Source organism: Vibrio sp. OPT20 (assembly GCF_963889365.1).
Taxonomy (GTDB): Bacteria; Pseudomonadota; Gammaproteobacteria; order Enterobacterales; family Vibrionaceae; genus Vibrio; species Vibrio splendidus.
Genome location: NZ_CAWPOA010000106.1, coordinates 84,919 through 111,343 on the forward strand (window position 1 = coordinate 84,919; position 26,425 = coordinate 111,343).

The 26,425-nt window shown below is 46.0% G+C and carries 16 protein-coding genes; 11 read left to right on the top strand and 5 right to left on the bottom strand.

Features of this window, described 5'->3' with window-relative positions; genetic code table 11:
• Positions 1-174: 174 nt before the first annotated feature.
• Positions 175-1,128, bottom strand: coding sequence for a TIGR01212 family radical SAM protein (locus tag AACR09_RS22245; RefSeq protein ID WP_193835715.1), 954 nt, complete (start codon positions 1,126-1,128; stop codon positions 175-177).
• A 530-nt stretch (positions 1,129-1,658) separates the two neighbouring features.
• Here AACR09_RS22245 and gltB (AACR09_RS22250) point away from each other — a divergent pair.
• The 11 genes from gltB (AACR09_RS22250) to AACR09_RS22300 all read left to right on the top strand — a co-directional run bounded on the left by gltB (AACR09_RS22250) (position 1,659) and on the right by AACR09_RS22300 (position 19,713).
• Positions 1,659-6,206, top strand: a complete 4,548-nt coding sequence (gene gltB, locus AACR09_RS22250; protein WP_004734986.1) for a glutamate synthase large subunit — start codon at positions 1,659-1,661, stop codon at positions 6,204-6,206.
• Positions 6,206-7,675: a glutamate synthase subunit beta gene (locus AACR09_RS22255; RefSeq protein WP_004734985.1), complete on the top strand. Its 1,470-nt coding sequence runs from the start codon at positions 6,206-6,208 to the stop codon at positions 7,673-7,675. Before gltB (AACR09_RS22250) ends, AACR09_RS22255 begins: the two co-directional genes overlap by 1 nt.
• 430 nt (positions 7,676-8,105) lie before the next feature.
• The gene (gltB, locus tag AACR09_RS22260) at positions 8,106-12,569 is read left to right on the top strand and encodes a glutamate synthase large subunit (protein ID WP_029406054.1); all 4,464 of its coding nucleotides are present in this window, start codon (positions 8,106-8,108) and stop codon (positions 12,567-12,569) included.
• A 16-nt stretch (positions 12,570-12,585) separates the two neighbouring features.
• Entirely contained in the window at positions 12,586-13,998 is a 1,413-nt protein-coding gene (locus AACR09_RS22265) for an FAD-dependent oxidoreductase (RefSeq protein WP_102542282.1), read from the top strand.
• Positions 13,999-14,170: 172 nt separating this feature from the next.
• Entirely contained in the window at positions 14,171-14,599 is a 429-nt protein-coding gene (locus AACR09_RS22270) for a DUF1499 domain-containing protein (protein WP_065207238.1), read from the top strand.
• Between the two features lie 127 nt (positions 14,600-14,726).
• Positions 14,727-15,422 carry a 5'-methylthioadenosine/S-adenosylhomocysteine nucleosidase gene (gene mtnN, locus AACR09_RS22275; RefSeq protein WP_193835716.1) on the top strand — a complete coding sequence of 232 codons (696 nt, stop codon included), beginning with the start codon at positions 14,727-14,729 and terminating at the stop codon, positions 15,420-15,422.
• Positions 15,423-15,432: 10 nt separating this feature from the next.
• A complete protein-coding gene (locus tag AACR09_RS22280) occupies positions 15,433-16,386 on the top strand; it encodes a cobalamin biosynthesis family protein (RefSeq protein ID WP_193835717.1) in 954 nt (317 codons plus the stop codon).
• Position 16,387: 1 nt separating this feature from the next.
• Entirely contained in the window at positions 16,388-17,257 is an 870-nt protein-coding gene (gene btuF, locus AACR09_RS22285) for a vitamin B12 ABC transporter substrate-binding protein BtuF (RefSeq protein ID WP_193835718.1), read from the top strand.
• 74 nt (positions 17,258-17,331) lie between these two features.
• The gene (locus AACR09_RS22290; protein ID WP_004734978.1) at positions 17,332-17,949 is read left to right on the top strand and encodes a TRIC cation channel family protein; all 618 of its coding nucleotides are present in this window, start codon (positions 17,332-17,334) and stop codon (positions 17,947-17,949) included.
• A 245-nt stretch (positions 17,950-18,194) separates the two neighbouring features.
• Complete coding sequence (locus AACR09_RS22295; RefSeq protein ID WP_193835719.1) at positions 18,195-18,776, top strand: flavodoxin family protein; 582 nt, start codon at positions 18,195-18,197, stop codon at positions 18,774-18,776.
• A 91-nt stretch (positions 18,777-18,867) separates the two neighbouring features.
• The gene (locus AACR09_RS22300) at positions 18,868-19,713 is read left to right on the top strand and encodes a LysR family transcriptional regulator (protein WP_193835720.1); all 846 of its coding nucleotides are present in this window, start codon (positions 18,868-18,870) and stop codon (positions 19,711-19,713) included.
• Here the strand turns inward: AACR09_RS22300 and AACR09_RS22305 are convergent.
• The 4 genes from AACR09_RS22305 to dapB form a co-directional block, all read right to left on the bottom strand.
• Positions 19,664-20,443, bottom strand: a complete 780-nt coding sequence (locus AACR09_RS22305; RefSeq protein WP_009848394.1) for a TSUP family transporter — start codon at positions 20,441-20,443, stop codon at positions 19,664-19,666. The two genes, AACR09_RS22300 and AACR09_RS22305, sit on opposite strands and share 50 nt — an antisense overlap.
• Before the next feature lie 220 nt (positions 20,444-20,663).
• Complete coding sequence (gene carB, locus AACR09_RS22310) at positions 20,664-23,894, bottom strand: carbamoyl-phosphate synthase large subunit (RefSeq protein ID WP_004734974.1); 3,231 nt, start codon at positions 23,892-23,894, stop codon at positions 20,664-20,666.
• A 16-nt stretch (positions 23,895-23,910) separates the two neighbouring features.
• The gene (gene carA / locus AACR09_RS22315) at positions 23,911-25,083 is read right to left on the bottom strand and encodes a glutamine-hydrolyzing carbamoyl-phosphate synthase small subunit (protein ID WP_102568792.1); all 1,173 of its coding nucleotides are present in this window, start codon (positions 25,081-25,083) and stop codon (positions 23,911-23,913) included.
• Between the two features lie 503 nt (positions 25,084-25,586).
• Positions 25,587-26,411, bottom strand: a complete 825-nt coding sequence (gene dapB, locus AACR09_RS22320) for a 4-hydroxy-tetrahydrodipicolinate reductase (protein WP_017084774.1) — start codon at positions 26,409-26,411, stop codon at positions 25,587-25,589.
• Positions 26,412-26,425: the final 14 nt, after the last annotated feature.

Sequence of the window (26,425 nt, forward strand, 5' to 3'; positions counted from 1 at the left end):
ATGAGAGCAATCAGCAATACAACAACGATATAAATACCGTAGCCATACGCCCTGTCCCACAACCAAGTCATTACCAGTTCCATTTACTCTCAATCTATACCATAAAATCTGTGAGGGAAATGTTACCACTATTTGTTGGTTTTATCTGCTGTTACCGACAGTCACCATTTTCTATCAATTGACCGCGTTTAAAACGGGCAGTGTGTACTCGAATGCAGAGCCAGTTTTGATGCCTTGTGCGCCAGTTCTATCAAGCGAACGGCCAATCTCAGTCATCGCCAACCAACGGTTCTCACACCACAAAGGAGAGAGTAACGTTGGGCGTCTCGCCGCAGAAGATACTCGGTGATAAACCACGTTTGCTGGAGTACGTTGAATCACCTCAGTCGCGATATCAATGTACTCCTCAAGGCTTGGTGCTTCTAGCTTTCCGGCCTTCCACGCCTTAGCCATGGTACTGCCCTCTACTATATGGAGCCCGTGCAGCTTAATACCGTCGGTGCCAACGGCTAATACCTTATCTAAAGTTTCAAGGTTATCCGCTTTGGTTTCTTTGGGCAGGCCAACAATAAGGTGAGTACATATCTTGATCCCCAAAGCACGAGCACGCCGAGTGATCGTTTCATACACCGCGAAATCGTGGCCACGGTTAATTCGCTTGAGGGTTTTATCATTGGCCGTTTGTAGCCCGAGCTCTAGCCAAATCTCATAGCCTTGTTTCACGTAGCCCGACAGCAGTTCCAATACAGAATCAGGCACGCAATCGGGTCTTGTACCAACGCAAAGGCCAACAATATTGGCACCCGTAGCTTTAAGGGCTTCTTCGTACATGTTCTTGAGCACCAGCACTTCAGCATAAGTGCTGGTGTATGCCTGAAAGTAAGCAAGATACTTCTTAGCACGGGCAATCTCACCCGCACGGTCTTTTAATTGATCGGCAATACTTTGAATCTGAGTTTGTTCGTCGGAAAAAGACGCCACATTGCAAAAAGTGCAACCACCGCGACCGATTGTGCCGTCTCGATTTGGGCAGCTAAAACCACCATGAAGTGTCAGCTTGTGAACCTTTTCGCCATAACGACGTTGAAGGTCTTGGCCGATAGTATTAACCAACTCGTGTAATTGCATATTTTCAAAGTGCTCAAGTAAATAAAAATGAATCTCAGTCTTTTTCTGAAAAAAAATTACATCCCTGCAAAATTCGACCAATTAGTTTACGCAAGGCTTTTTGCGAGCAACCTATCAAATATCAATAAACATGCAAAAAATCGGCTCTATTTGCCTAATGTTGCACATTTGTTAGACATTAAATTCAAAATAAAACGAAAAAAATGGTCTACATGGACCAACTTTCATTGCAATTCGCCTAGACAAAATTGTAGGATACTTACACATATTGGCTATTTTTGAGTATTTACTTACATCTAAAACTTGCCAATAAGTCGGTGATACCCATATCCCACCTATATAAACCACTAGTTTGTGGCTAAAAATAAACGGATATCACTAAGGATTGTTTTTCTCGCAATACTTTTCCTGCGAGATACGGAAAGGATTCAAACCGCCAGCATAGGCAGGTTTAGACCCATAAATATAAAAGGACAAGGCTAACTTAATACAAATAAGTTGCGCCTAGATTTAACTGGAAGGATGTATCTATGGTAGATCAAGAGCAGAACTCACAGGGTCTGTATACTCCTGAATTGGAGCATGACGCTTGTGGTATCGGTTTTGTTGCGCATCTAAAGAATCGCAAATCTCATGATGTAGTAACTCAAGCACTCGATATGCTTGCACGTATGGAACACCGTGGCGGCCAAGGCTGCGATCCGTGTTCTGGTGATGGTGCAGGTATCCTGCTACAGAAGCCGCACGAATTCTTACTAGAAGAAGCCGTAAAGCTTGGAATTAAACTGCCATCTTTTGAAAAATATGGTGTTGGTGTTGTACTTTTCCCTAAAGATGAATACAAACGTGCACAGTGTCGTGACATTCTAGAACGCAATGCACAACGCCTTGAGTTAGAAGTTATCGGCTACCGTGAACTTCCAACTGACAATTCAATGATTGGTGCTGACCCATTAAGTACTGAACCTCAATTTGAACACGTATTTATTTCTGGCGGCCCTGGTATCACACCAGAAGAGCTTGAGCGTAAACTGTATGTTCTACGTAACTACACGGTTCGTGTATGCCTAGAAAGCGTTTCAAATATCGGTGATGACTTCTACATCAACTCAATGTCTTACAAGACATTGGTGTACAAAGGTCAGCTAACAACTGAACAAGTTCCTCAGTACTTCCTAGATCTGCAAAACCCAACCATGGTGACAGCTCTAGCACTTGTACACTCTCGCTTTTCTACCAATACATTCCCTCGTTGGCGTCTAGCTCAGCCTTTCCGTTACATCGCGCATAATGGCGAAATCAATACGGTTCGCGGCAACCTGAACTGGATGAAAGCACGTGAAGCAATCCTAGAATCGGATCTGTTTACACAAGCTGAAATCGACATGCTGCTTCCTATCTGTCAAGAAGGTAGCTCAGACTCATCAAACTTCGATATGGCGCTTGAGCTACTTGTTCTTTCAGGTCGTACTCTGCCACATGCGTTGATGATGATGATCCCGGAAGCATGGCAAGAAAACAAAAACATGGATCCAACTCGTCGTGCGTTCTACCAGTACCACGCGAACGTAATGGAACCATGGGATGGCCCAGCGTCAGTATGTTTCACCGATGGTGTTCAAGTTGGTGCAACTCTTGACCGTAACGGTCTGCGTCCTTCTCGCTACACAGTAACTAAAGACGACTTCCTAGTGATGGCTTCTGAGTCTGGTGTTGTTGAGATCGCACCTGAAAACGTTGAATATCGTGGTCGTCTACAGCCTGGTCGTATCTTCGTTGCTGACCTTGAGCAAGGCCGCATCATTTCTGATGAAGAAGTGAAAGACGGTATCGCTAAGTCGCAACCCTACGAAAAATGGGTTGAAGAGAACCTTCTGAGCTTGAAAAAGCTACCCGATGCGAGCAACGAATTTAACCAACCTTCTCCAGAGAAACTGCTTCACAAACAACAATCGTTTGGTGTGAGCTCTGAAGAAGTAAACGAAATCATTCTCCCTCTTGCAAAAACAGGCTACGAGCCACTTTCTGCAATGGGTGCTGACTGGCCGCTAGCGATTCTTTCTCATCAATCGCAGCACCTTTCAAACTACTTTAAGCAGTTGTTTGCACAAGTAACTAACCCGCCAATCGACCCGATTCGTGAGCGTATGGTTATGTCTCTGAACACTTACCTAGGTAAAGATCAGAACCTACTTGCTGAAACGCCTGAACACTGTCAAAAAGTGGAACTTGAGTCTCCTGTTCTTTCTAACTCAGAGTTAGAGAAACTGCGTGCAATCGATAATGAGCACCTTCAATCGAAGACGCTGGATATCGTATTCCAAGCAAACGGAGACCAAGGTAAGTTAGAGCGCGCACTTAAACGTATCTGCCAATATGCAGAAGATGCGGTTATTGATGGCTACTCTATCATCCTACTAACTGACCGTGCGGTTAACTCTAACCATGCCGCGATTCCAGCAATGCTGGCGGTTGGCGCAGTTCACCACCACCTAATCCGTAAAGGGCTACGTGCTAAGTGTGACATCGTTGTTGAAACGGGCGATGCTCGTGAGACACACCACTTTGCAACCTTAATTGGTTACGGTGCAAACGCAGTTAACCCATACCTAGTTATCGAAACGATTGTTGAACTGCAACGTACTAAGAAGCTAGATCCAAACGTTCATCCACGTGAGTTATTCGATAACTACCGTAAAGGTGTTAACGGTGGTCTATTGAAGATCTTCTCGAAGATGGGTATCTCTACGCTGCAGTCTTACCACGGCGCTCAAATCTTTGAAGCACTTGGTGTTAGCAAATCAGTGGTTGAAAAATACTTCACTGGTACTGTTTCTCGTATCCAAGGTCTAACGATCGACGATATCGCACGAGAAGTATTAGTTCGTCACCGTGTCGGTTACCCTGCTCGTGAAATCCCAGCTCAAGTTCTTGATGTTGGCGGTGTTTACCAGTGGAAACAACGTGGTGAGAAGCACTTATTCAACCCTGAAACCATTTCTCTACTTCAAGAATCGACGCGTAACAAAGATTACGGTCAATTCAAGAAGTACGCGAACGCCGTTGATGCTCAAGGCGACAACGCAGCAACACTACGTAGCCAACTTGATTTCATCAAGAACCCAGCAGGCTCTATTCCTCTAGCAGAAGTAGAACCTATTGAGAAAATCCTTAAGCGTTTCGCAACAGGCGCAATGAGCTTCGGTTCAATCTCGCATGAGGCTCACTCAACACTGGCTGTCGCGATGAACCGCATTGGCGCGAAATCAAACTCAGGCGAAGGTGGTGAAGATCCAGCACGTTTCGAGCGTAAAGAAAATGGCGACTGGGAACGTTCAGCAATCAAACAGGTGGCTTCTGGTCGCTTTGGTGTAACGTCTTACTACCTATCTAACGCTGATGAGCTGCAAATCAAGATGGCTCAAGGTGCGAAACCTGGCGAAGGTGGTCAACTACCTGGTGATAAGGTTGATGACTGGATCGGCGCAACGCGTCACTCGACTCCGGGCGTAGGTCTTATCTCTCCACCGCCACACCACGATATCTACTCAATCGAAGATTTGGCTCAGCTGATCTACGATCTGAAAAACGCGAACCGTAATGGCCGTGTCAACGTGAAGCTAGTATCAGAAGCAGGCGTAGGTACGATTGCATCTGGTGTAGCGAAAGCGAAAGCTGACGTGGTACTTATCGCAGGTTTTGATGGTGGTACGGGTGCATCTCCGATGTCTTCTATCCGTCACACCGGTCTGCCTTGGGAGCTGGGTCTAGCGGAAACGCACCAAACACTACTGAAAAACGGCCTACGTAACCGTATCGTTGTTCAGTCTGATGGTCAGATGAAAACACCACGTGACCTTGCAGTCGCAACCTTACTTGGCGCTGAAGAATGGGGCGTAGCTACAGCTGCTCTAGTTGTTGAAGGCTGTATCATGATGCGTAAGTGTCACAAGAATACATGTCCTGTTGGTATCGCAACACAGAACAAAACTCTTCGTGAGCGTTTCGACGGCCGCGTAGAAGACGTAGTCACTTTCTTCCAATACATGGCTGAAGGTCTACGTGAAGTAATGGCTGAACTTGGCTTCCGTTCTATCGATGAGATGGTTGGTCAATCACACAAACTTAAAGTTCGTGATGACATCGGTCACTGGAAGTACAAGAACCTAGATCTAACACCGGTACTGCACATTGAGCAGGCTCGTGCAGAAGATGGTATCTACAACCAGACAACACAGAATCATAATCTTGAAGACGTTCTAGACCGTAAGTTGATTCAGGCTGCAATCCCAGCGCTTGAGAAAGGTGAAGCGGTTACCGCTCAGTTCCCTATCATCAACACGGACCGTTCAGCAGGCACGATGCTGTCGAACGAAATCTCGAAGGTTTACAAAGACCAAGGTTTACCACAGCCAATGAACGTTAAGTTCCACGGTAGTGCAGGTCAATCTTTCGGTGCGTTCCTTGCGAAAGGCGTTAAGTTCGAAGTAGAAGGCGACGCGAACGATTACTGGGGTAAAGGTCTGTCTGGCGGTACGTTGGTACTGTACCCAGATGCAAGATCTACTATCGTTGCTGAAGATAACATCGTGGTAGGTAACGTATGTTTCTACGGTGCAACCTCTGGTGAATCTTTCATTCGCGGTATGGCCGGCGAACGTTTCTGTGTTCGTAACTCTGGTGCGAAGGTTGTTGTTGAGGGTGTTGGTGACCACGGTTGTGAATACATGACTGGCGGTGCGGCAATTATCCTTGGTTCAACGGGTCGTAACTTTGCTGCAGGTATGAGTGGCGGTGTCGCTTATGTTTGGGATAAAGCAGGTGACTTCGAGACTAAGCTCAACGCAGAACTTGTAGACCTAGATCCAATTGAACAAGAAGATAAAGATCTTCTACTAGATATGCTAACTAAGCATGTTGAATTCACAGGAAGTGAAGTTGCTCAGTCTTTCCTAGACAACTTTGAAGCAAGTGTTGCATCGCTAGTTAAAGTAATGCCACGCGACTACAAAGCGGTTCTTCAAAAGCGTAAAGCTGAAGCACAACAGGCACAAACGGAAGAAGTGGAGGCAGTATAATGGGTAAGCCTACTGGATTTTTAGAACACGGTCGTGAGCTTCCAAAGAAGCTCGACCCGTCAGTTCGAATTGAAGACAACAAAGAGTTCGTACTTAACGAAGAGTTTGGTGAAAAGATCAATACTCAAGCATCTCGTTGTATGGACTGTGGCGTACCTTTCTGTCACAACGGCTGTCCGATTGGTAACATCATCCCAGAATTCAATGACGCTGTTTATCGCGACAGCTGGGAAGAGGCTTGGAACATTCTTAGCTCTACCAATAACTTCCCTGAGTTTACAGGTCGTGTTTGTCCTGCTCCTTGTGAAAGTGCCTGTGTTCTTGGCATCAACCAAGACCCAATCACTATCTGTAATATCGAGAAAACGATTGTAGAAACTGCGTACCGTGAAGGGTACGCAAAGCCTAAAACGCCACGCTCTCGCACAGGTAAAACTGTCGCAGTTATCGGTTCAGGCCCAGCAGGCTTAGCCGCAGCTGAACAGCTAAACAGTGCCGGTCACTCGGTAACGGTATTTGAACGTGACGAGAAAGTGGGTGGTCTACTTCGCTTCGGTATCCCAGATTTCAAACTGGGTATGGACGTAATTGATCGTAAGATCAACCTAATGGCTGAAGCTGGCGTTGAATTTAAAGTTAACCAACACATCGGTGTTGATGTTAATGCTCAACAGTTACGACAAGAGTTTGATGTGGTATTGCTAACGGGTGGTTCTACAGTTCCACGCGACTTACCAATCCCAGGTCGTGAGCTTAAAGGCGTTCATTTTGCCATGGAATTCCTTGGTCAAAACAACCGCCGTGCCAACGACTTAGATCTTAAGACAGAAGAGCTTCACGCTAAAGATAAACACATTGTGGTTATCGGTGGTGGTGATACAGGCTCTGACTGTGTAGGCACATCAAACCGTCATAAAGCAGCAAGCATTACTCAAGTTGAGATCATGCCGATCCCACCAGAGAAACGCCCTGCAAATATGCCTTGGCCTCAATACCCAATGATCATGAAAACCACCACTTCTCACGAAGAAGGTTGTGAACGTCATTGGAACATCTTAACCAAAGAGTTCATTAGCGACGATCAAGGTCAAGTAACGGGTCTACGTATCGCTGACATCGTTTGGCAAGACGCAAAACCAGGCGAACGTCCAGGTTTTGATGAAGTAGCGAACTCTGAACGTGTTATTCCATGTGATATGGCATTCCTTGCAATGGGCTTCTTACACCCAGAGCCTACAGGCGTGCTTGCTCAACTAGACATTAAACTGGACGAGCGCGGTAACGTCGCTTCTGAAGGTTTTGCGACGAACCAGAAAGGCGTTTTCGCTGCTGGTGATATGCGTACTGGTCAGTCTCTGGTTGTACGTTGTATTAATGAAGGTCGTGAATGTGCAATTGCCATTGATGACTTCTTAATGGGTAACTCAAACTTAGAAGCGAAAGCTGATTCACTCATGCTTTCCGCATAATATTTCTCGGGCTAACGTCGATGACGTTAGCCTAGAGGAAAAGCAACACCCTTCCTAACTTTTATGTTTGGCTAGCACTCGATGCTAGCCTTTTTTCTATCTACCTTACGGCTCCTGGGACATTCCCTTCGTTGCACATGTTAAATCCCATTAACATCTACCTTTTATATCCCTTTGATATCATTCTACTATTTTAGATTATTACGTGGTTAATCGCGTTTACGCATGATAATTAACCATGAACTTGACCTTAAACACAATTAGCTATACGTTGTAAAGCTGGTGAAAATAAAACCAATCGGTTTTGTTAACACAACCAATAACGTTTTAACTAGCTAAAGACAAACTATAAGCTTATAAAAAATAACAAGTATATGAATAGTTAGTCATTTACTGTCTGGATGACAGAGAAGCAAAAGGGAGAATTGCAATGGCTCTATATGATCCTAGTCTTGAAAAAGACAACTGTGGATTTGGTTTAATAGCGCAAATGGAAGGCCAGCCGAGTCATAAGTTGGTACGAACTGCTATTTCAGCCCTCGATCGCATGACACACCGTGGTGGTATTGCTGCGGATGGTAAAACAGGAGATGGCTGTGGCTTATTGCTACAGAAGCCAGACTCTTATCTCAGAATTATTGCAGAAGAGAATAACTTCAAGCTCGGCAAGCAATACGCTGTCGGCATGATTTTCTTCAGCCAAGACCCAATCAAAGCGCAATCCGCGCAAGACATCGTCAATAAAGAACTCGCTCAAGAAACGTTAACCGTTGCAGGTTGGCGTGTCGTGCCGACCAACACCGACGTATTAGGTCCAATCGCAAAAGATTCCGTTCCTAATATTCAGCAAGTGTTTATCTCAGCACCTGCGGGGTGGCGTGAACGCGATATTGAACGACGCCTTTATATCGCTCGTCGTCGAATTGAAAAGCAGATCACCGAAGACAAAGATTTCTATATTTGTAGCCTTTCGACACAAGTCATGGTTTACAAAGGCTTGTGTATGCCGGCCGATCTTCCGCGATTTTACCTCGATCTTGCTGACTTACGTATGGAATCGGCGATATGCCTGTTCCACCAGCGCTTCTCAACCAATACTCAACCGCGTTGGCCACTGGCTCAGCCATTCCGCTATTTGGCGCACAATGGTGAGATCAATACCATCGAAGGTAACCGTCAGTGGGCTAAAGCTCGTGCCTATAAATTCTCTTCACCGCTGCTGCCCGATTTACAAACGGCCGCACCCTTTGTGAATGAGACAGGCTCAGATTCATCAAGCCTAGATAACATGCTCGACCTGTTCCTTGCCGGTGGTATGGATGTATTCCGAGCGATGCGTATGCTCGTGCCGCCCGCTTGGCAAAACCACCCAGACATGGATCCCGATCTGCGTGCATTCTACGACTTCAACTCTAAGCACATGGAACCGTGGGATGGCCCTGCAGGTATCGTCCTTTCTGACGGTCGTTACGCTGCGTGTAACCTAGATAGAAACGGCTTACGCCCTGCGCGTTATGTGATTACCAAAGACAACCTGATCACGCTGGCCTCTGAAGTGGGCATCTGGAATTACGCTCCAGATGAAGTGGCAGAGAAAGGGCGTGTCGGCCCGGGAGAACTACTCGTCATAGATACGCGCCGCGGTAAATTGTGGCAATCTAACGAGATCGACAATGACCTTAAAGGTCGCCACCCTTATAAAGAGTGGATGGAAAAGAACGTTCACAAACTCACACCGTTTTCCGATCTGCCCGATGAGCAAGTCGGTAAGCGCAGCTTTGACGATGACACGCTCAAGACCTACCAAAAACAGTTTGCGATGAGCAACGAAGAGTCGGACCAAGTACTGCGTGTGCTTGGTGATATGGGACAAGAGGCCGTAGGCTCGATGGGCGATGATACGCCGATGGCTGTGCTCTCTTCGAAAGAACGTCTCGTCACTGACTATTTCCGTCAAATGTTTGCACAGGTCACCAACCCACCGATTGATCCACTGCGTGAAAAGCATGTTATGTCTTTAGCCACCAGTATCGGCCAAGAGATGAACGTGTTCTGCGAAACAGACGGTCACGCCTACCGTGTGACATTTAATTCGCCAGTTCTGGTCTACTCTGACATGCAGCAACTTCTGCAGTTAAACCAAAAACACTATGGCCATGCGATTCTTAGCATGCACTATGATCCTGCTGATAAAGATCTCGAACAAGCCATTAATGACTTGTGTGATCGTGCGGTGCAAGAGGTCCGTGATGGTGCTGTTTTGATTGTACTTTCAGACAAGCACTTAGAGAAAGGCAAGCTCCCGGTTCCAGCAGCGATGGCTGTCGGTGCCGTGCAAACTCGACTCGCAGACAACAACCTACGTTGTGATGCCAACATCGTGGTTGAGACAGCAACCGCACGTGACCCGCACCAATTTGCAGTTCTGCTTGGCTTCGGTGCAACCGCAGTTTATCCATATCTCGCTTATGAAGCATTGGGCAAAATGTTGGACGATGGTTCTTTAAATAAAGACTATCGCACTGCATTGCAAAATTACCAAAACGGCATCAACAAAGGTCTGTATAAGATCATGTCGAAGATGGGTATCTCGACGATTGCTTCTTATCGCTGCTCGCAATTATTTGAGGCGGTCGGTTTGCATACCGATGTCGTTGACTTGTGTTTCCGAGGCGTAACGACTCGTATCCAAGGCGCTAGCTTTAGCGACTTCCAACAAGATATCTATAACCTATCTCGTAAAGCATGGACTAAGCGTAAACCACTGGAACATGGTGGCTTGCTCAAATACGTACATGGCGGTGAATACCACGCCTACAACCCAGACGTAGTCAGTACCTTACAAACAGCCGTAAAGACAGGCGAAACATCAGATTATCAATCTTTTGCGAAGCAAGTTAATGCTCGTCCTGCTGCCATGCTGCGTGACTTAATGAGCCTTAAAAAAGCAGCTCAACCTCTAGCATTAGAAAAAGTCGAACCGAGCAGTGATCTCTTTAAACGCTTCGACTCTGCAGCGATGTCGATTGGTGCCTTGAGCCCTGAAGCTCATGAAGCATTGGCCATGGCGATGAACCGATTAGGAGGCTACTCCAACTCTGGTGAAGGTGGTGAAGATCCAAGACGCTTCGGTACTGATCGTAATTCTCGTATCAAGCAGATAGCTTCCGGCCGTTTTGGTGTGACGCCACATTACTTAACCAATGCGGATGTTCTGCAAATCAAAGTCGCACAAGGTGCGAAGCCGGGCGAAGGTGGCCAACTACCAGGGCATAAAGTCACCGCAGAAATCGCCAAACTGAGATACTCAGTTCAAGGCGTGACACTGATCTCCCCTCCTCCGCACCACGATATTTATTCTATCGAGGATCTGGCGCAGCTTATTTTCGACCTTAAACAAGTGAACCCTAAAGCCTTAGTTTCAGTGAAGTTAGTATCGGAACCGGGTGTAGGCACCATTGCCACAGGTGTAGCGAAAGCCTATGCCGACTTGATTACGATCTCCGGTTACGACGGTGGTACCGCGGCAAGCCCGCTGACCTCGGTAAAATACGCAGGTTGCCCTTGGGAGCTTGGCTTAGCGGAGACTCAACAAGCACTAGTCGCCAACGGCCTACGCCATAAGATCCGCTTGCAAGTCGATGGTGGTTTAAAAACCGGACTCGATGTTATCAAGGGCGCGATTCTCGGTGCTGAAAGCTTTGGTTTCGGTACCGCGCCAATGGTCGCAATGGGGTGTAAGTTCTTACGAATTTGTCACCTAAACAACTGTGCAACGGGTGTGGCGACTCAAGATGAAACACTACGCCGTGAATACTTCAAAGGCCTGCCAGACATGGTAGTAAACTACTTTACCGGCCTAGCCGACGAAGTTCGCCAGTACCTTGCAGAACTTGGCGTCGAAAAACTTACTGATCTGATTGGTCGTACTGACTTGCTTGAAGCCGTTCAAGGCCTCACTGCGAAACAGAGTAAACTCGATCTCTCTTCAATACTCGAAGCTCCGGTATCTCCAGAAGGTCACCCACTGTTTTGGACCGAGCCAAACGCACCATTTGATAAAGCGCAACTCAACCAACAGATCCTTGATGATGCCATTGATGCGATTGAGAAACGTCAATCCACCAGCCTTTACTACAACGTAATCAACACCGATCGCTCGATTGGCGCTCGTATCTCTGGCGAAATTGCCAAACGTTACGGGAACCAAGGTATGGCGGGGTCACCAATTAAGTTGTATCTCGATGGCACAGCAGGCCAATCCTTTGCGGTTTGGAACGCTGGCGGCGTTGAGCTATATCTGACAGGCGATGCCAATGACTATGTCGGCAAAGGCATGGCAGGCGGTAAGGTGGTTATCAAACCTCACCAAGGCACTGCATTTGTTTGTAACGAAGCGACCATCATAGGTAACACTTGTTTGTATGGTGCGACCGGAGGCAAGCTATTTGCAGCTGGTACTGCAGGCGAACGATTTGGCGTGCGTAACTCAGGCACCGTTGCCGTGATTGAAGGTGCAGGTGACAATGCCTGTGAATACATGACCGGTGGTATTGTTGCCATTCTTGGCGCAACCGGAGTGAACTTCGGCGCCGGTATGACAGGTGGGTTTGCTTATGTGATGGATAAGAATGAAGACTTCCAAGGCCGTGTAAACAACGAATCGGTCGAAGCACTTTCTCTGTCGGACCTATTTATCCACCAAGAACACCTGCGCGGCTTGATTGCGGAGCACTTAGAAGAGACTGGCTCAGTACACGCTGAAGCTATTCTGGCGAACTTTGATGAATGGATTCCAAAGTTCTACCTAGTGAAGCCGAAGACGGCGGATCTCAACACCTTGCTCGGTCACCAAAGCCGCAGCTCTGCTGAACTTCGTGTTCAAGCGCAATAATTGGAAGGAGCCAATCATGAGCCAGAATGTATACCAATTTATTGATGTGAATCGCGTAGACCCAGCGAAGAAACCAATCAAGATACGTAAGATTGAGTTTGTAGAGATCTACGAACCTTTCACGAAGCAACAAGCTAAGGCACAAGCCGACCGCTGTTTAGACTGTGGTAACCCCTACTGTGAATGGAAGTGCCCAGTCCATAACTACATCCCTCAATGGCTCAAACTTGCCAATGAGGGGCGCATTATCGAAGCGGCTGAACTGTCCCATCAAACCAACAGCTTGCCTGAGGTTTGCGGACGAGTTTGTCCTCAAGATCGTCTATGTGAAGGCTCTTGTACCCTCAACGACGATTTCGGCGCAGTAACCATCGGCAACATTGAAAAATACATCAATGACAAAGCCTTTGAGATGGGCTGGAAACCAGACATGTCTCACGTTGAATGGACTGACAAAAAGGTCGCGATCATTGGCGCTGGCCCCGCAGGTCTTGCTGCAGCTGATATCTTAGTTCGAAACGGTGTGAAGGCCGTGGTGTTTGACCGCTACCCGGAGATCGGTGGCCTGCTAACGTTTGGTATCCCATCGTTCAAACTCGAGAAAAGCATCATGGAAAATCGTCGCCGTATCTTTAGTGGGATGGGCGTTGAATTTAAGATGAATACCGAAGTCGGTAAAGACGTTCAACTACAACAACTTGTCGATGACTATGATGCTGTTTTCTTAGGGGTCGGTACCTATAAAAACATGCGAGCAGGGTTAGACAACGAAGAAGCGCCGGGCGTTTATGATGCCCTACCCTTCCTTGTTTCCAATACTTACAAGGTCATGGAACTGGATAACCCAACGCCATTCATCGACATGAAGGGCAAAAAAGTGGTTGTGCTTGGTGGTGGTGATACCGCGATGGACTGTGTACGAACGTCTATTCGCCAGCATGCTGCTAACGTCGTCTGTGCTTATCGTCGTGATGAGGCCAACATGCCAGGCTCTCGCCGTGAGGTGAAGAATGCAAAAGAAGAAGGCGTGAAGTTCATGTTCAACCTTCAGCCATTAGCATTGGAAACCGATTCATCTGGTCATGTTACTGGCGTCAAAGTGGTGAAAACGGCGCTAGGTGAACCCGATGACGCAGGTCGTCGTCGCCCAGAACCCGTAGAAGGCAGTGAGCATGTTCTTGAAGCAGACGCCGTTATCATGGCATTTGGTTTCCAACCTCATGCAATGGAGTGGCTAGAACCATTCGGTGTAGAGCTCGACCAATGGGGTCGCATCAAGGCTCCCGGCAAACAAGAGTTTCAATACCAAACCACCAACAGCAAGATATTTGCCGGTGGTGATGCGGTTCGAGGCTCTGACTTAGTGGTGACCGCTATCGATGAAGGCCGTAAAGCCGCAGAAGGGATCTTGGACTACCTAGAAGTGTGATTGGGTTTCCTTTATTACTCAGTTCGTTACTATAAAAAAAGGGATCCAATGATGGATCCTTTTTTGAATTAGATACGTTTATCACAAGCATAACGAAAATACGTAAAACAATCGCAAATAAGCCAATACCGATAACTAGAATTAAAACTAAAACAACGCCATAGGAAACACTATGAAAAAAGCCGCTCTCCTTTCTCTATCTCTTTTGACTTTAACCGCTTGCAGCCAAGGAATCACGGACATGAAAGACAGAACTTCATCACCTTGTGGAGACAAACCAAACTGCGTATCAACTCAAGATGACCGTGAACAGCATACATTGGCCGCGTTTGAGTTATCAGATTCAGCAAACTTAGATGCGATTGAGCAGGTTGCGCTAACCTTACCGGGATCGAAAACCGCGAGTAAAACAGAAGATTACCTGCGTGTTGAATGTACTTCTCGCATCATGCGCTTTGTCGATGACTTAGAACTTAAGATCACTGATGGCAAACTGATCGTGCGTTCAGAGTCTCGTACTGGTCACTCTGATTTTGGCGTAAACCGAAAGCGTGCTGAACAACTTCGCGCTAGCTTAAAAAGCGAAGGCCTGATCAAATAGATAAAAGAATACGCAGATAAATCGCTGCTATTCGGATGAGAAGTGCCTCTGGGCAGTCGCTCGACACTTCTTATCCATGCTACAATTTCGCTCTACTGTTTAAATATTATTTATTAAGAGACTACACATGAAAATCGGCATCATTGGCGCAATGGAGCAAGAAGTTGTGATCCTAAAGGCAGCAATTTCAGACATTACTGAAGTTAATAAAGGCGGTTGTACCTTTTTCTCTGGTCAGATAAATGGTGTTGACGTTGTTTTGCTTCAATCAGGCATTGGTAAAGTAGCTGCTGCAGTGGGTACTTCAATCCTACTAAGCGAATACCAACCAGACGTAGTACTGAACACGGGCTCTGCTGGCGGTTTTGATTCAACACTGAACCTTGGCGATGTGGTTATCTCAACTGAAGTTCGTCACCACGATGCAGATGTTACAGCTTTCGGTTACGAAATCGGTCAAATGGCAGGTCAACCTGCAGCGTTCAAAGCGGACGACAAACTGATGGCTGTTGCTGAACAAGCACTAGCACAAATGGAAGATAAGCACGCCGTTCGCGGTCTTATCTGTACTGGCGACGCATTTGTTTGCACAGCAGAACGCCAAGCGTTCATCCGCAAGCACTTCCCATCTGTCGTTGCTGTAGAGATGGAAGCATCTGCTATCGCTCAAGCTTGTCACCAATTCCAAGTACCATTCGTGGTCGTTCGTGCAATCTCTGACGTTGCAGACAAAGAATCACCAATGAGCTTCGAAGAGTTCCTGCCACTAGCAGCACAAAGCTCTTCTGAGATGGTTATCAAGATGGTTGCCCTACTAAAGTAAGCGACTAGACATGCAAACACTGTTTGATCAGGTATTTGCAAATGGCGTGCTCCTTGTAATGTGGGGAGCACTGCTTTTTCATTTGATTTTACCTATCCCCCATGCCGCACATCCCACGACCTTATGGCATAAGTTTGCTGAGCTTTTAGCAAGCAAGGTTAATAACAACCAAAACTATTCCCAAAGCTTAATCTCGGGCACATTAGCCTGGGGCGTAATGGTACTGCCGACTCTGGTAATTCTATTGGCACTGCAACCATTGGTTTGGCAATCTCAACTGTTTGAATTAGCGCTGTTATTACTGGCGATTGATTGGCGCAATAATGAAAAGCTAGCAAATCATCTGATCAAAGCGCTTGGTCGAGAAGATAAAGCTGCCGCTCGTCAGTTACTGGCTCCGGTTGTAAATCGTCAAACTGAATCACTGTCATCACTTGGGCTTGGCAAAGCCGCTGCTGAAACCATCATCATGGGTTACGCTCGCAATGTGGTATGTGTTTTATTCTGGTACGCCATTGGTGGTGGAATTGCGGCTTTAATGTATCACCTTGTAGTCGAGTTAGCTCGAGCTTGGTCGCCAAGTCGCAAGCAATTTTCTCCGTTCGGCTCAACGGCTATCAAGATAGTCGCGATCCTCGAATTCATACCGATGCGTTTGTTTGCTTTGATGATCGTATGTGGTGATAAAGCAATGCACACATTCAAGATGATGCTTGCCCAAAGCCGTTCTTGGCCACTGCCTGGGCCTGCTTGGTTGATCACGGCCGTTGGCAACAAGCTGGAATTATCATTGGGTGGCCCTGCTATTTACAACAACACCAAAGCTATTCGCGCAAAATTGGGGGGAAGAATCGTCCCATCAGCTCTGCATCTATCTCAGGTTCAGAAGCTGCTGTTTGGTCGTATTGCTATCTGGATATTTTTACAAAGCCTAATCTTACTATTTGTTCACCAAGGGATTTAGAGTGAAACCTTCAGCACTTGTTACAAGCCTTACTCTTTTGTCTTCCAGCTTATGGCTGCCTTTATCATTTGCGGAAGAAACATCGCTGACTCCAGAAAAAGTACTGCCAGCTCAACGCGTAGTAAGCCTTGCTCCTCACGCCACTGAACTCGCGTACAGTGCTGGCTTAGGTGGTAACCTTGTTGCAGTAAGTGAGCGGAGTGATTACCCACCACAAGCAGACCAGCTTGAAAAAGTGGCAAACTATCAAGGCATCAAGGTAGAGAAGATCATCGCACTGCAACCTGATTTAATTCTTGCGTGGCCAGCGGGAAACCCGCCCAGAGAACTCGCGAAACTAGAGCAATTTGGGTTTAATATTTACTACTCGAAAACCAAAAGCCTAGATAGCATTGCGACCAATATTGAACAACTCAGCCAATACTCCAGTGATCCGAGTATTGGGGAAAACAATGCCAAGCAATACAAAGAACAACTCAACGCATTAAGACTAAAATATAAAGATGCTGAGCCCGTAAACTACTTTTATCAGCTAAGTGAAAAGCCGATCATCACCGTCGCTCAAGGGCACTGGCCAAGTGAGGTGTTTGAATTTTGTGGCGGCCACAATATTTTCGAAGACAATGCTTCCCCTTATCCACAAGTTGGTATTGAACAAGTTGTATTAAGGAAACCGCAAGTGATCTTCACTTCTCAGCACGCAATTGAGAATGGAACCATGTGGCAAACTTGGGAGGACGAGATCCCAGCAGTCGCTCAAAATCAGATTTGGTCACTCAATTCTGACTGGATTAATCGCCCGACAACGAGAACTTTGAAAGCGATCCAACAAGTATGCGATTTCTTCGATAGAGCTAGGCAAAATCACTAACTATTTGCTGCGTTTTTTCGTACAATTCGCCACCGACCTGTCCCTACAATTTTAACTATAAGAGCACCAGTATCATGGACTCCATGCTGCTTTATATTATCGATTTATTTGGCACTGCCATTTTTGCTGTCTCAGGCGTATTTGTCGCTGGCCGTCTTAAGATGGACCCCTTTGGCGTAGCCGTTCTAGGCAGCGTGACCGCGATTGGCGGCGGCACTATCCGTGACATGGCATTGGGTGCGACTCCCGTGTTTTGGATCACCGATACCACCTACCTTTGGGTCATTATCACTACCTGTTTGCTGACCATGATTATTGTAAGACGTCCTAAACGTCTGGCTTGGTGGATATTGCCGGTATGTGATGCGATAGGCTTAGCCGTATTTGTTGGCATTGGTGTTGAGAAAGCGCTGAATTATCAAGACTCGGCATTAGTGGCTATTATCATGGGTGTTATCACAGGCTGTGGTGGCGGTATTATCCGTGACGTGCTTGCCCGTGAAGTGCCGATGATCTTAAGAAGTGAAGTCTACGCCACGGCTTGTATCATTGGTGGTGCTTTCCATACCATGGCGATTCTCATGGGGCACGATTCAGAAACCGCATTTTTAGCCGGTGTGTTCACAACATTATTAATTAGGCTTGGCGCTATTCGCTGGCACTTGTCATTGCCAACCTTCGCGATCAAATAGATAGAACGATGACTAAGAGGCTCCGCAAAGGAGCCTTTTTTAATTCGCTTTCAAATCACTTATCTCCTCTATTTCCATTATTCAAAGGTCCCCCTCCTTTCTTAACACTCTAGTTAGCTCATTAACTCATTCATCACTAGGTTAGTAATGTTTTTTGTTTACTTATCCAGTTCACAGGCTATATTAATAAACAAATAACTTTATAAATCTATTTATTTACTAACATTGGCAAAAGGGAGTTCAAGATGAGTATCAATAAAGTAGGCATTGTTTTCTTCTCTAAGAATGGAGCGACTAAGCAAGTCGCAGAGACAATCGCTGAAGGCATTAACACTCAACAATCTAACTCAGCACTGCTCATCGAGGTGCTCTCTTCTGAAATAGTCGAAGGAAGATATGACAATGACGACAAGCTCAGCGCATTAAACAATTGTGATGCGATTATCTTTGGCGCGCCAACATACATGGGCTCACCAGCCGCACAGTTTAAAAGCTTTATGGATGCGAGCAGTGATACCTACTGTAAGAAAGCATGGCGAAATAAGCTCGCTGCAGGTTTCACTACTGGTGGTAGCCTAAACGGTGAGCAGCAACAAACCTTGTTAAGCTTTTTCACTCTGGCTTGTCAGCATGGCATGGTTTGGGCAGGGCTTGATATATCAAAGCATATCGATGACTTAGGCTTGAATCGCACCGGTTCTAGTATTGGTTTGGTCGCCAGTGATGATCAGACAGCTGAGATCACCAATAATCACATCAATAGTAATGATCTTAAAACCGCTTTCTATTTTGGCCAACGCATCGCGAGTCTAGTTAAAAGAACCTAGCTTACTTAATATCTATGAGCTCAGACTAGAGAATGAATGGCGTTTAAGGTAACTTGGTTCAATCATTCCCAACTTTCATGAATATCACTCAATGTTACTCGAAGGAATCGAAACTCTATTGGTGTTGAGCAAAGCAAAGACCATGAGCCGCACCGGCAGTTTGCTTTATATCAGCCAATCAGCGGTCAGCAAACGGATTGCGAATTTAGAAAAGAAGTTAGGTAAGAAACTCATAGAACCGAGTGGCCGACAGATAAAACTGACGCCGGATGCGATCGCGCTCATCGAAAATATTGGCCCAGCATTCAATGAACTTAGAGGGCTTATTTATGAACAGCAAGAGTTGGAAGATACCACTCTCATTACCTTAGATAGCTCTAAATCTTTGATCGCAGGTTATCTAGGTGAAATGATGGGGAAATTTATCCAGCAAGATAAATACATCACCATCACCACTAACCATACACCAAGAATTATCGAGCGAGTGCAGTCTGGTAAGGCGACCTTGGGGTTGTGTGCTGGTTTACTGCCGCCGCATCATGGATTGATGACATTCCACCTGTTTGATGAGCCGTTTTACATAGTAAGTAAGTCGCAGTTAACGGAGCTTCCTCCAAGGGTCATCACTAACGACATGACCAATCCGGCAAACTCGTATCAGTTATCTGTGCTTGAAAAGTTCGGCATCAAACCCTTAATGGAGATGGATGCCTACACCGCAGCTGCTCAGCTAGCGTTGGGTGGGACAGGGCCGGCTTTGATCCCGCTCTCTATCGTAAAAACACTCAATATTGAGCCTCAATACCTGTTTAGCTTTCCAGAGTTAGAGGGATTAATTCGACCTATTCATATCTGTGTAAGGCCGAACAGCTATCAATCTCCGCGAGTTAAAATACTGATAGAATCCATTGTTGATGCTGTTCCCAAAGCAGTTTAGACGCCATTAACATCGACATCACGATCACAAGAGGGCGAATCCATTTCTGCCCTTTTGTCACCACTACTTTAGCGCCAAGTTGAGCGCCCATAAAACCACCAACTGCCATCACTAATCCTAATTCCCAAATTGGCAAGCCAGCCAAAATAAAGAAGATCAATGCGGCTATATTCGATGTGAAGTTAAGTATCTTGGTGCGTGCCGTTGCATCCACTAAAGAGAAGTGGCCGATAGCGACAAAACATACCGTGAAAATTGAACCTGTTCCTGGGCCAAAAAAGCCATCGTAGAAGCCAACACCGCCACCAATACACAAAGCAAACATCGCCTCAGAGATCTTCTGTTTTCCTTCAGACGCTCTTGTTTGGGGTGCTAACAGGAAATAGAGAGAGATAGCGATAAGCAGCAGCGGTATCACACTAGTCAGTAAACTCGCATCAATGTGCTGGACTAACTCGGCGCCAATTGCAGAGCCAATAAAAGTACAAAAGATCGCGAGGCGCATCTCTTTAATACTAACGATGCCGTTGCGCACGAAATACCAACTGGCAGAAAAACTACCAAATGAGCTTTGAAGTTTATTGGTTGCCAGTGCTTGCGTTGGTGGTACTCCTGCCGCTAGCAATGCAGGTAGAGTCAACAATCCACCGCCGCCAGCCATTGCATCAATAAAGCCTGCCGCCGTTGCAACAACAAACAAGATAGCCAATATTTCTAGAGTGATTTCCATATACCCAACGCCTTAAATTCTCGTGTAGCGACAACTTACCACCGTGAGCAAACAATCAACAACGAAACACAAGATTGTAACCTATTCCAATTTTTCATCATTTAGCCATCACCAAATTTTCACTATTTAACCGACACCAGATGACAGACATAAAAAAGCCCACTCCGAAGAGTGGGCTTTGAGCATTTATATCCGCTTAACAGCGATACACGTGAGTCAATTAAGCTTGAGAAGCTTTAACTTGTGCGTGTAGCTCTTGAACTGAAGTTACTGACGTTTTCGCGTCTGCAGTGTGCGCCATACAAGTCGCGAATGCAGCGTTTAGCGTAGTCGTGTAGTTCACTTTCTCAGCCAGTGCGCCACGACGAAGAACTTTAGAATCTTCAATCGCTTGACGGCCAGCCGCAGTGTTCACGATGTACGTGTACTCATTGTTCTTGATACGGTCAAGAATGTGAGGACGACCTTCGTGTACCTTGTTTACTAGACGTGGGTTAATACCCGCTTCGCCAAGGATAACTGCAGTACCGTGTGTTGCGTCTAGCTGGTAACCAAGCTTAGATAGCTTAGATGCTAGGTCAACAACGCGCTCTTTGTCGCCTTCGCGAACAGAAAGAAGTGCACGGCCACCTTCTGGGTAGATGTTGCCACAACCCAATTCAGCTTTAGAGTATGCTTCAGCAAACGTTGCACCAACACCCATAACTTCACCAGTAGAGCGCATTTCTGGGCCTAATAGTGGGTCAACACCAGGGAATTTGTTGAACGGAAGAACAACTTCTTTCACTGAGTAGTATGGTGGGATGATTTCTTTCGTAAAGCCTTGAGACTCTAGCGATTGACCCGCCATAACACGAGCTGCAATCTTAGCGACTGCTGCACCTGTTGCTTTCGATACGAACGGTACTGTACGTGCTGCACGAGGGTTAACCTCGATTAGGTACACTTCGTTGTTCTTAACAGCAAACTGCGTATTCATTAGACCACGAACACCCAACTCGAACGCTAGCTTTTCAACTTGCTCACGCATTACGTCTTGGATTTCTTGGCTTAGCGTGTAAGCAGGAAGAGAACATGCTGAGTCACCTGAGTGAACACCCGCTTGTTCGATATGCTCCATGATACCCGCAATAACAACGCGCTCACCGTCACAAATCGCATCAACGTCGACTTCAATTGCATCATCTAGGAAGCTATCAAGTAGTACTGGAGATTCGTTTGAAACACTGACTGCTTCGTTGAAGTAGCGACGTAAGTCTTGCTCGTCGTATACGATTTCCATCGCACGACCACCAAGAACATAAGAAGGACGAACAACTAATGGGAAGCCGATTTCGCGAGATTTCTCTACCGCTTGCTCCATTGTTGTTACTGTCGCGTTTTCTGGTTGTAGAAGACCAAGACGGTCAACAGCAACTTGGAAACGCTCACGGTCTTCTGCACGGTCGATTGCGTCTGGGCTAGTACCAATGATTGGTACGCCAGCAGCTTCAAGCTCACGAGCCAGTTTCAGTGGTGTTTGACCACCGTACTGAACGATAACGCCTTTTGGCTTCTCAACACGAACGATTGCTAGTACGTCTTCCAGTGTTACTGGTTCAAAGTACAGACGGTCAGACGTATCGTAGTCTGTCGAAACTGTCTCAGGGTTACAGTTAACCATGATTGTTTCGTAGCCATCTTCACGTAGTGCTAGAGATGCGTGTACACAACAGTAGTCAAATTCAATACCTTGGCCGATACGGTTTGGACCGCCGCCTAAGATCATGATTTTCTCTTTGTCTGTTGGGTTCGATTCACATTCGTCATCGTAAGATGAGTACATGTAAGCCGTATCAGAAGAGAACTCAGCCGCACACGTATCTACGCGCTTATATACTGGGTGAATATCGTATTGGTCACGTAGACGACGAATTTCACTTTCTGCTACACCTAGAATCTTAGACAGGCGAGCATCAGCAAAACCTTTACGCTTAAGCTTCATTAGCTCGTCTTTATTCAGACCAGCAAAGCCTTTCGCTTTAAGTTCTTGCTCTAGTTTTACGATGTCTTCGATTTGAACTAGGAACCAGCGGTCAATTTGCGTTAGGTTGAATACACCATCAACTGACATACCAGCACGGAAAGCGTCTGCGATGTACCAAATACGGTCAGAACCAGCTTCTTTAAGCTCATGGCGAATCGTCGTTAGAGCGTCAGGTGCATCTAGGTCGACCATTTCGTCAAAACCAGTTGCGCCAACTTCTAGACCGCGAAGTGCTTTCTGTAGAGATTCTTGTTGGTTACGGCCGATAGCCATAACTTCACCAACCGACTTCATTTGCGTCGTTAGACGGTCGTTAGCACCTGCAAATTTCTCGAAGTTAAAACGAGGAATCTTAGTTACTACGTAGTCGATTGTTGGTTCGAATGATGCTGGCGTTGCGCCGCCAGTGATGTCATTCATTAGCTCATCTAGCGTAAAGCCAACAGCCAGTTTCGCTGCAATCTTAGCGATTGGGAAACCTGTTGCTTTAGAAGCAAGTGCAGAAGAACGAGATACACGTGGGTTCATCTCGATAATAACCATACGGCCATCTTTCGGGTTGATACCAAACTGTACGTTTGAACCACCTGTTTCAACACCAATCTCACGCAGTACCGCTAGAGAAGCGTTACGCATTAGTTGGTATTCTTTGTCTGTCAGCGTTTGAGCCGGAGCCACTGTGATCGAGTCACCAGTGTGAATACCCATTGGGTCAAAGTTTTCAATCGCACATACGATGATGCAGTTGTCGTTCTTGTCGCGAACCACTTCCATCTCGTACTCTTTCCAACCGATAAGTGATTCATCGATAAGAAGTTCGTTGGTTGGAGATAGGTCCAAACCACGACGACAGATTTCTTCAAATTCTTCTTTGTTATAAGCGATACCACCGCCTGTACCACCCATCGTAAACGATGGACGAATGATACAAGGGAAACCAACCATTTCTTGAACTTTGTAAGCTTCTTCCATCGTTTTCGCTGTATCAGCCGTTGGACACTCAAGACCAATCGATTTCATTGCTTTATCAAAACGAGAGCGGTCTTCAGCTTTATCGATAGCGTCAGCCGTTGCGCCAATCATCTCTACGCCGAACTCTTCAAGTACGCCGTATTTTTCTAAATCTAACGCACAGTTAAGTGCAGTTTGGCCGCCCATTGTCGGTAGAACTGCATCTGGCTTCTCTTTAGCGATGATGTTACGAACCACTTCCCATTGGATAGGTTCGATGTAAGTCGCATCAGCCATGTCTGGGTCAGTCATGATTGTCGCTGGGTTCGAGTTTACAAGAATAACTCGGTAACCTTCTTCGCGAAGTGCTTTACAAGCTTGAGCACCAGAGTAATCAAACTCACATGCTTGACCGATAACAATCGGACCAGCACCTAGAATTAGAACACTTTTAATGTCAGTACGTTTTGGCATTATCTACTACTCCGGATTACGCTTTGTCTTGTTTGTTTGCAACAGACTGGTTAATTAATTCAATGAAGTGGTCGAATAGCGGTGCCGCATCTTCTGGACCTGGGCTTGCTTCTGGGTGACCTTGGAAGCTAAATGCTGGCTTATCTGTACGATGGATACCTTGTAGAGAACCATCAAATAGAGACTTATGAGTCGCTCGTAATGTCTCTGGAAGCGTATCTTCGTCAGCAGCAAAGCCGTGGTTTTGTGAAGTAATCATCACAACATCACGATCTAAATCTTTAACCGGGTGGTTTGCACCGTGGTGACCAAACTTCATTTTCACTGTCTTAGCGCCTGACGCAAGAGCAAGAATCTGGTGACCTAGACAGATACCAAAGATTGGTAAACTTTTTTCTAGGAACACTTTTGTTGCTTCAATTGCGTAAGTACATGGTTCTGGGTCACCAGGGCCATTTGAAAGGAAAACACCGTCTGGGTTCAATGCGAGTACTTCTTCGGCTGAAGTTTCAGCAGGAACAACCGTTAGGCGGCAGCCGCGGTCAACAAGCATTCGTAAGATGTTTCGTTTTGCACCGAAGTCATAAGCAACAACGTGGTATGGCAATTCAGAGTCTGCTTTCGCTTCAGGAAGTCCACCCGTAAGCGTCCACGAACCTTGTTTCCATTGATACGCTTCTTTTGTTGTAACTTCTTTCGCAAGGTCCATACCTTTCAGGCCAGGGAATTCTTTTGCTTTAGCTAGAGCCAAAGCTTCGTCTAAATTTCCATCGTTTACTGAAGAGCCCGCTACGATACAACCGTTTTGAGCACCTTTTTCACGAAGAATACGCGTCAGCTTACGAGTATCGATATCAGCGATACCAACAACGTTTTGCGACTTAAGGTAATCAGAAAGGGATTGTTCATTACGGAAATTAGAAGCGATTAGAGGGAGATCGCGAATCACAAGGCCTTGAGCATGGATTGAAGAAGATTCTTCATCTTCGGAATTGGTTCCGGTATTGCCAATGTGAGGGTAAGTAAGGGTAACGATTTGCTGAGAATAGGAAGGATCAGTGAGGATTTCTTGGTACCCCGTCATCGAGGTATTAAAAACGACTTCACCAACTGCAGAACCTACAGCGCCAATGGCTTCACCGTGAAATACTGTCCCATCTTCTAGGACGAGTAGTGCTGACTTCTTCAAGACAACCTCCAGAAATAAAAATGCATTAAAATTGATTTAATTTGCAAATCTACCTTCCTGCAACACCAAAAACTGCGTGTTTATGGAAATTAGACAAATTGGCGGTATTTTAGTGATCTGCGTGATACGTGTCAACATTTAACGCAAAAGAAATTAAACATTTGTAAGAACTAATTCAATTTCCTTTACCAAAGCTTCAAAAGTTCAACTTTCATACTCAATTAATAGGAATATTACGATTTTCTAATTTTCACCCGTCATTTTAGCTAACCATAGAGTGCCAAAAATATCAGCGATAAAACGCAATCGATAAATACTAAGAGAAAACATGATAATTTAAAGATCTAAAACAAAAAACACACTAAAGCCTGCATAAATAGCATAAAAATAGAGGGGAAATGGCGATAAGAAGAAAGTAGAAGGAAGATCGTAGAAGAGAGATTATTAAGGAAAAGCCACCAAATAAAGAAAGCGCTGGCAATTGCCAGCGCATAAATATCTATTTACAGCTCATTCAAACCAAGCACATCCGTCATGGTATAAAAGCCTGCTGGCTTATCATTTAGCCAAACAGCTGCCTTTATCGCACCATTAGCAAAGGTCATTCTATCCGTTGCTTTATGGGTAATTTCAACGCGCTCACCAATATCAGCAAACATTGCGGTATGCTCGCCAATGATGTCACCGGCACGAATCGTCGCAAAGCCGATCTCATCTTTGGTACGCTCGCCAGTAATACCTTCACGTGACCATACAGCGACATCGTTTAGATCATTGCCCATCGCACCAGCAATCGCTTCGCCCATACCAATCGCAGTGCCTGACGGCGCATCGACTTTATGGCGATGGTGAGCCTCAACGATCTCAACATCACAATAATCGCCCATCACTTTAGCGGCCTTTTCTAGCAGCTTGAATACTAGGTTTACACCAACGCTGTAGTTAGGAGCCATTACGATAGGCATCTCTTTTGACGCCGCATCAATCACCTGTTTCTCTTCTTCAGAGAAACCTGTCGTACCGATAATTAGCTTCTTTCCGTGACGTTTACAAAGTTCAATATTCGCTAATGTGCTCACAGGTGCGGTAAAGTCGACGATCACGTCAAACTCTTCAATCGCTTTCGAAAGGTCATCGACTAGAGCTACATCAAAACGGCCTTCACCGCATAACTCGCCAACATCAACACCGACCAAAGATGACTCTGGGCGCTCTGAACCAGCGCCAACGCTTGCTTCTGAATTTTGGTGAGCGGCTTTCACCAAGTTACGACCCATACGGCCAGCTGCTCCTGCAATTGCAATTCTTACCACTGCGAATATCTCCATTGTTTTGGTTACCG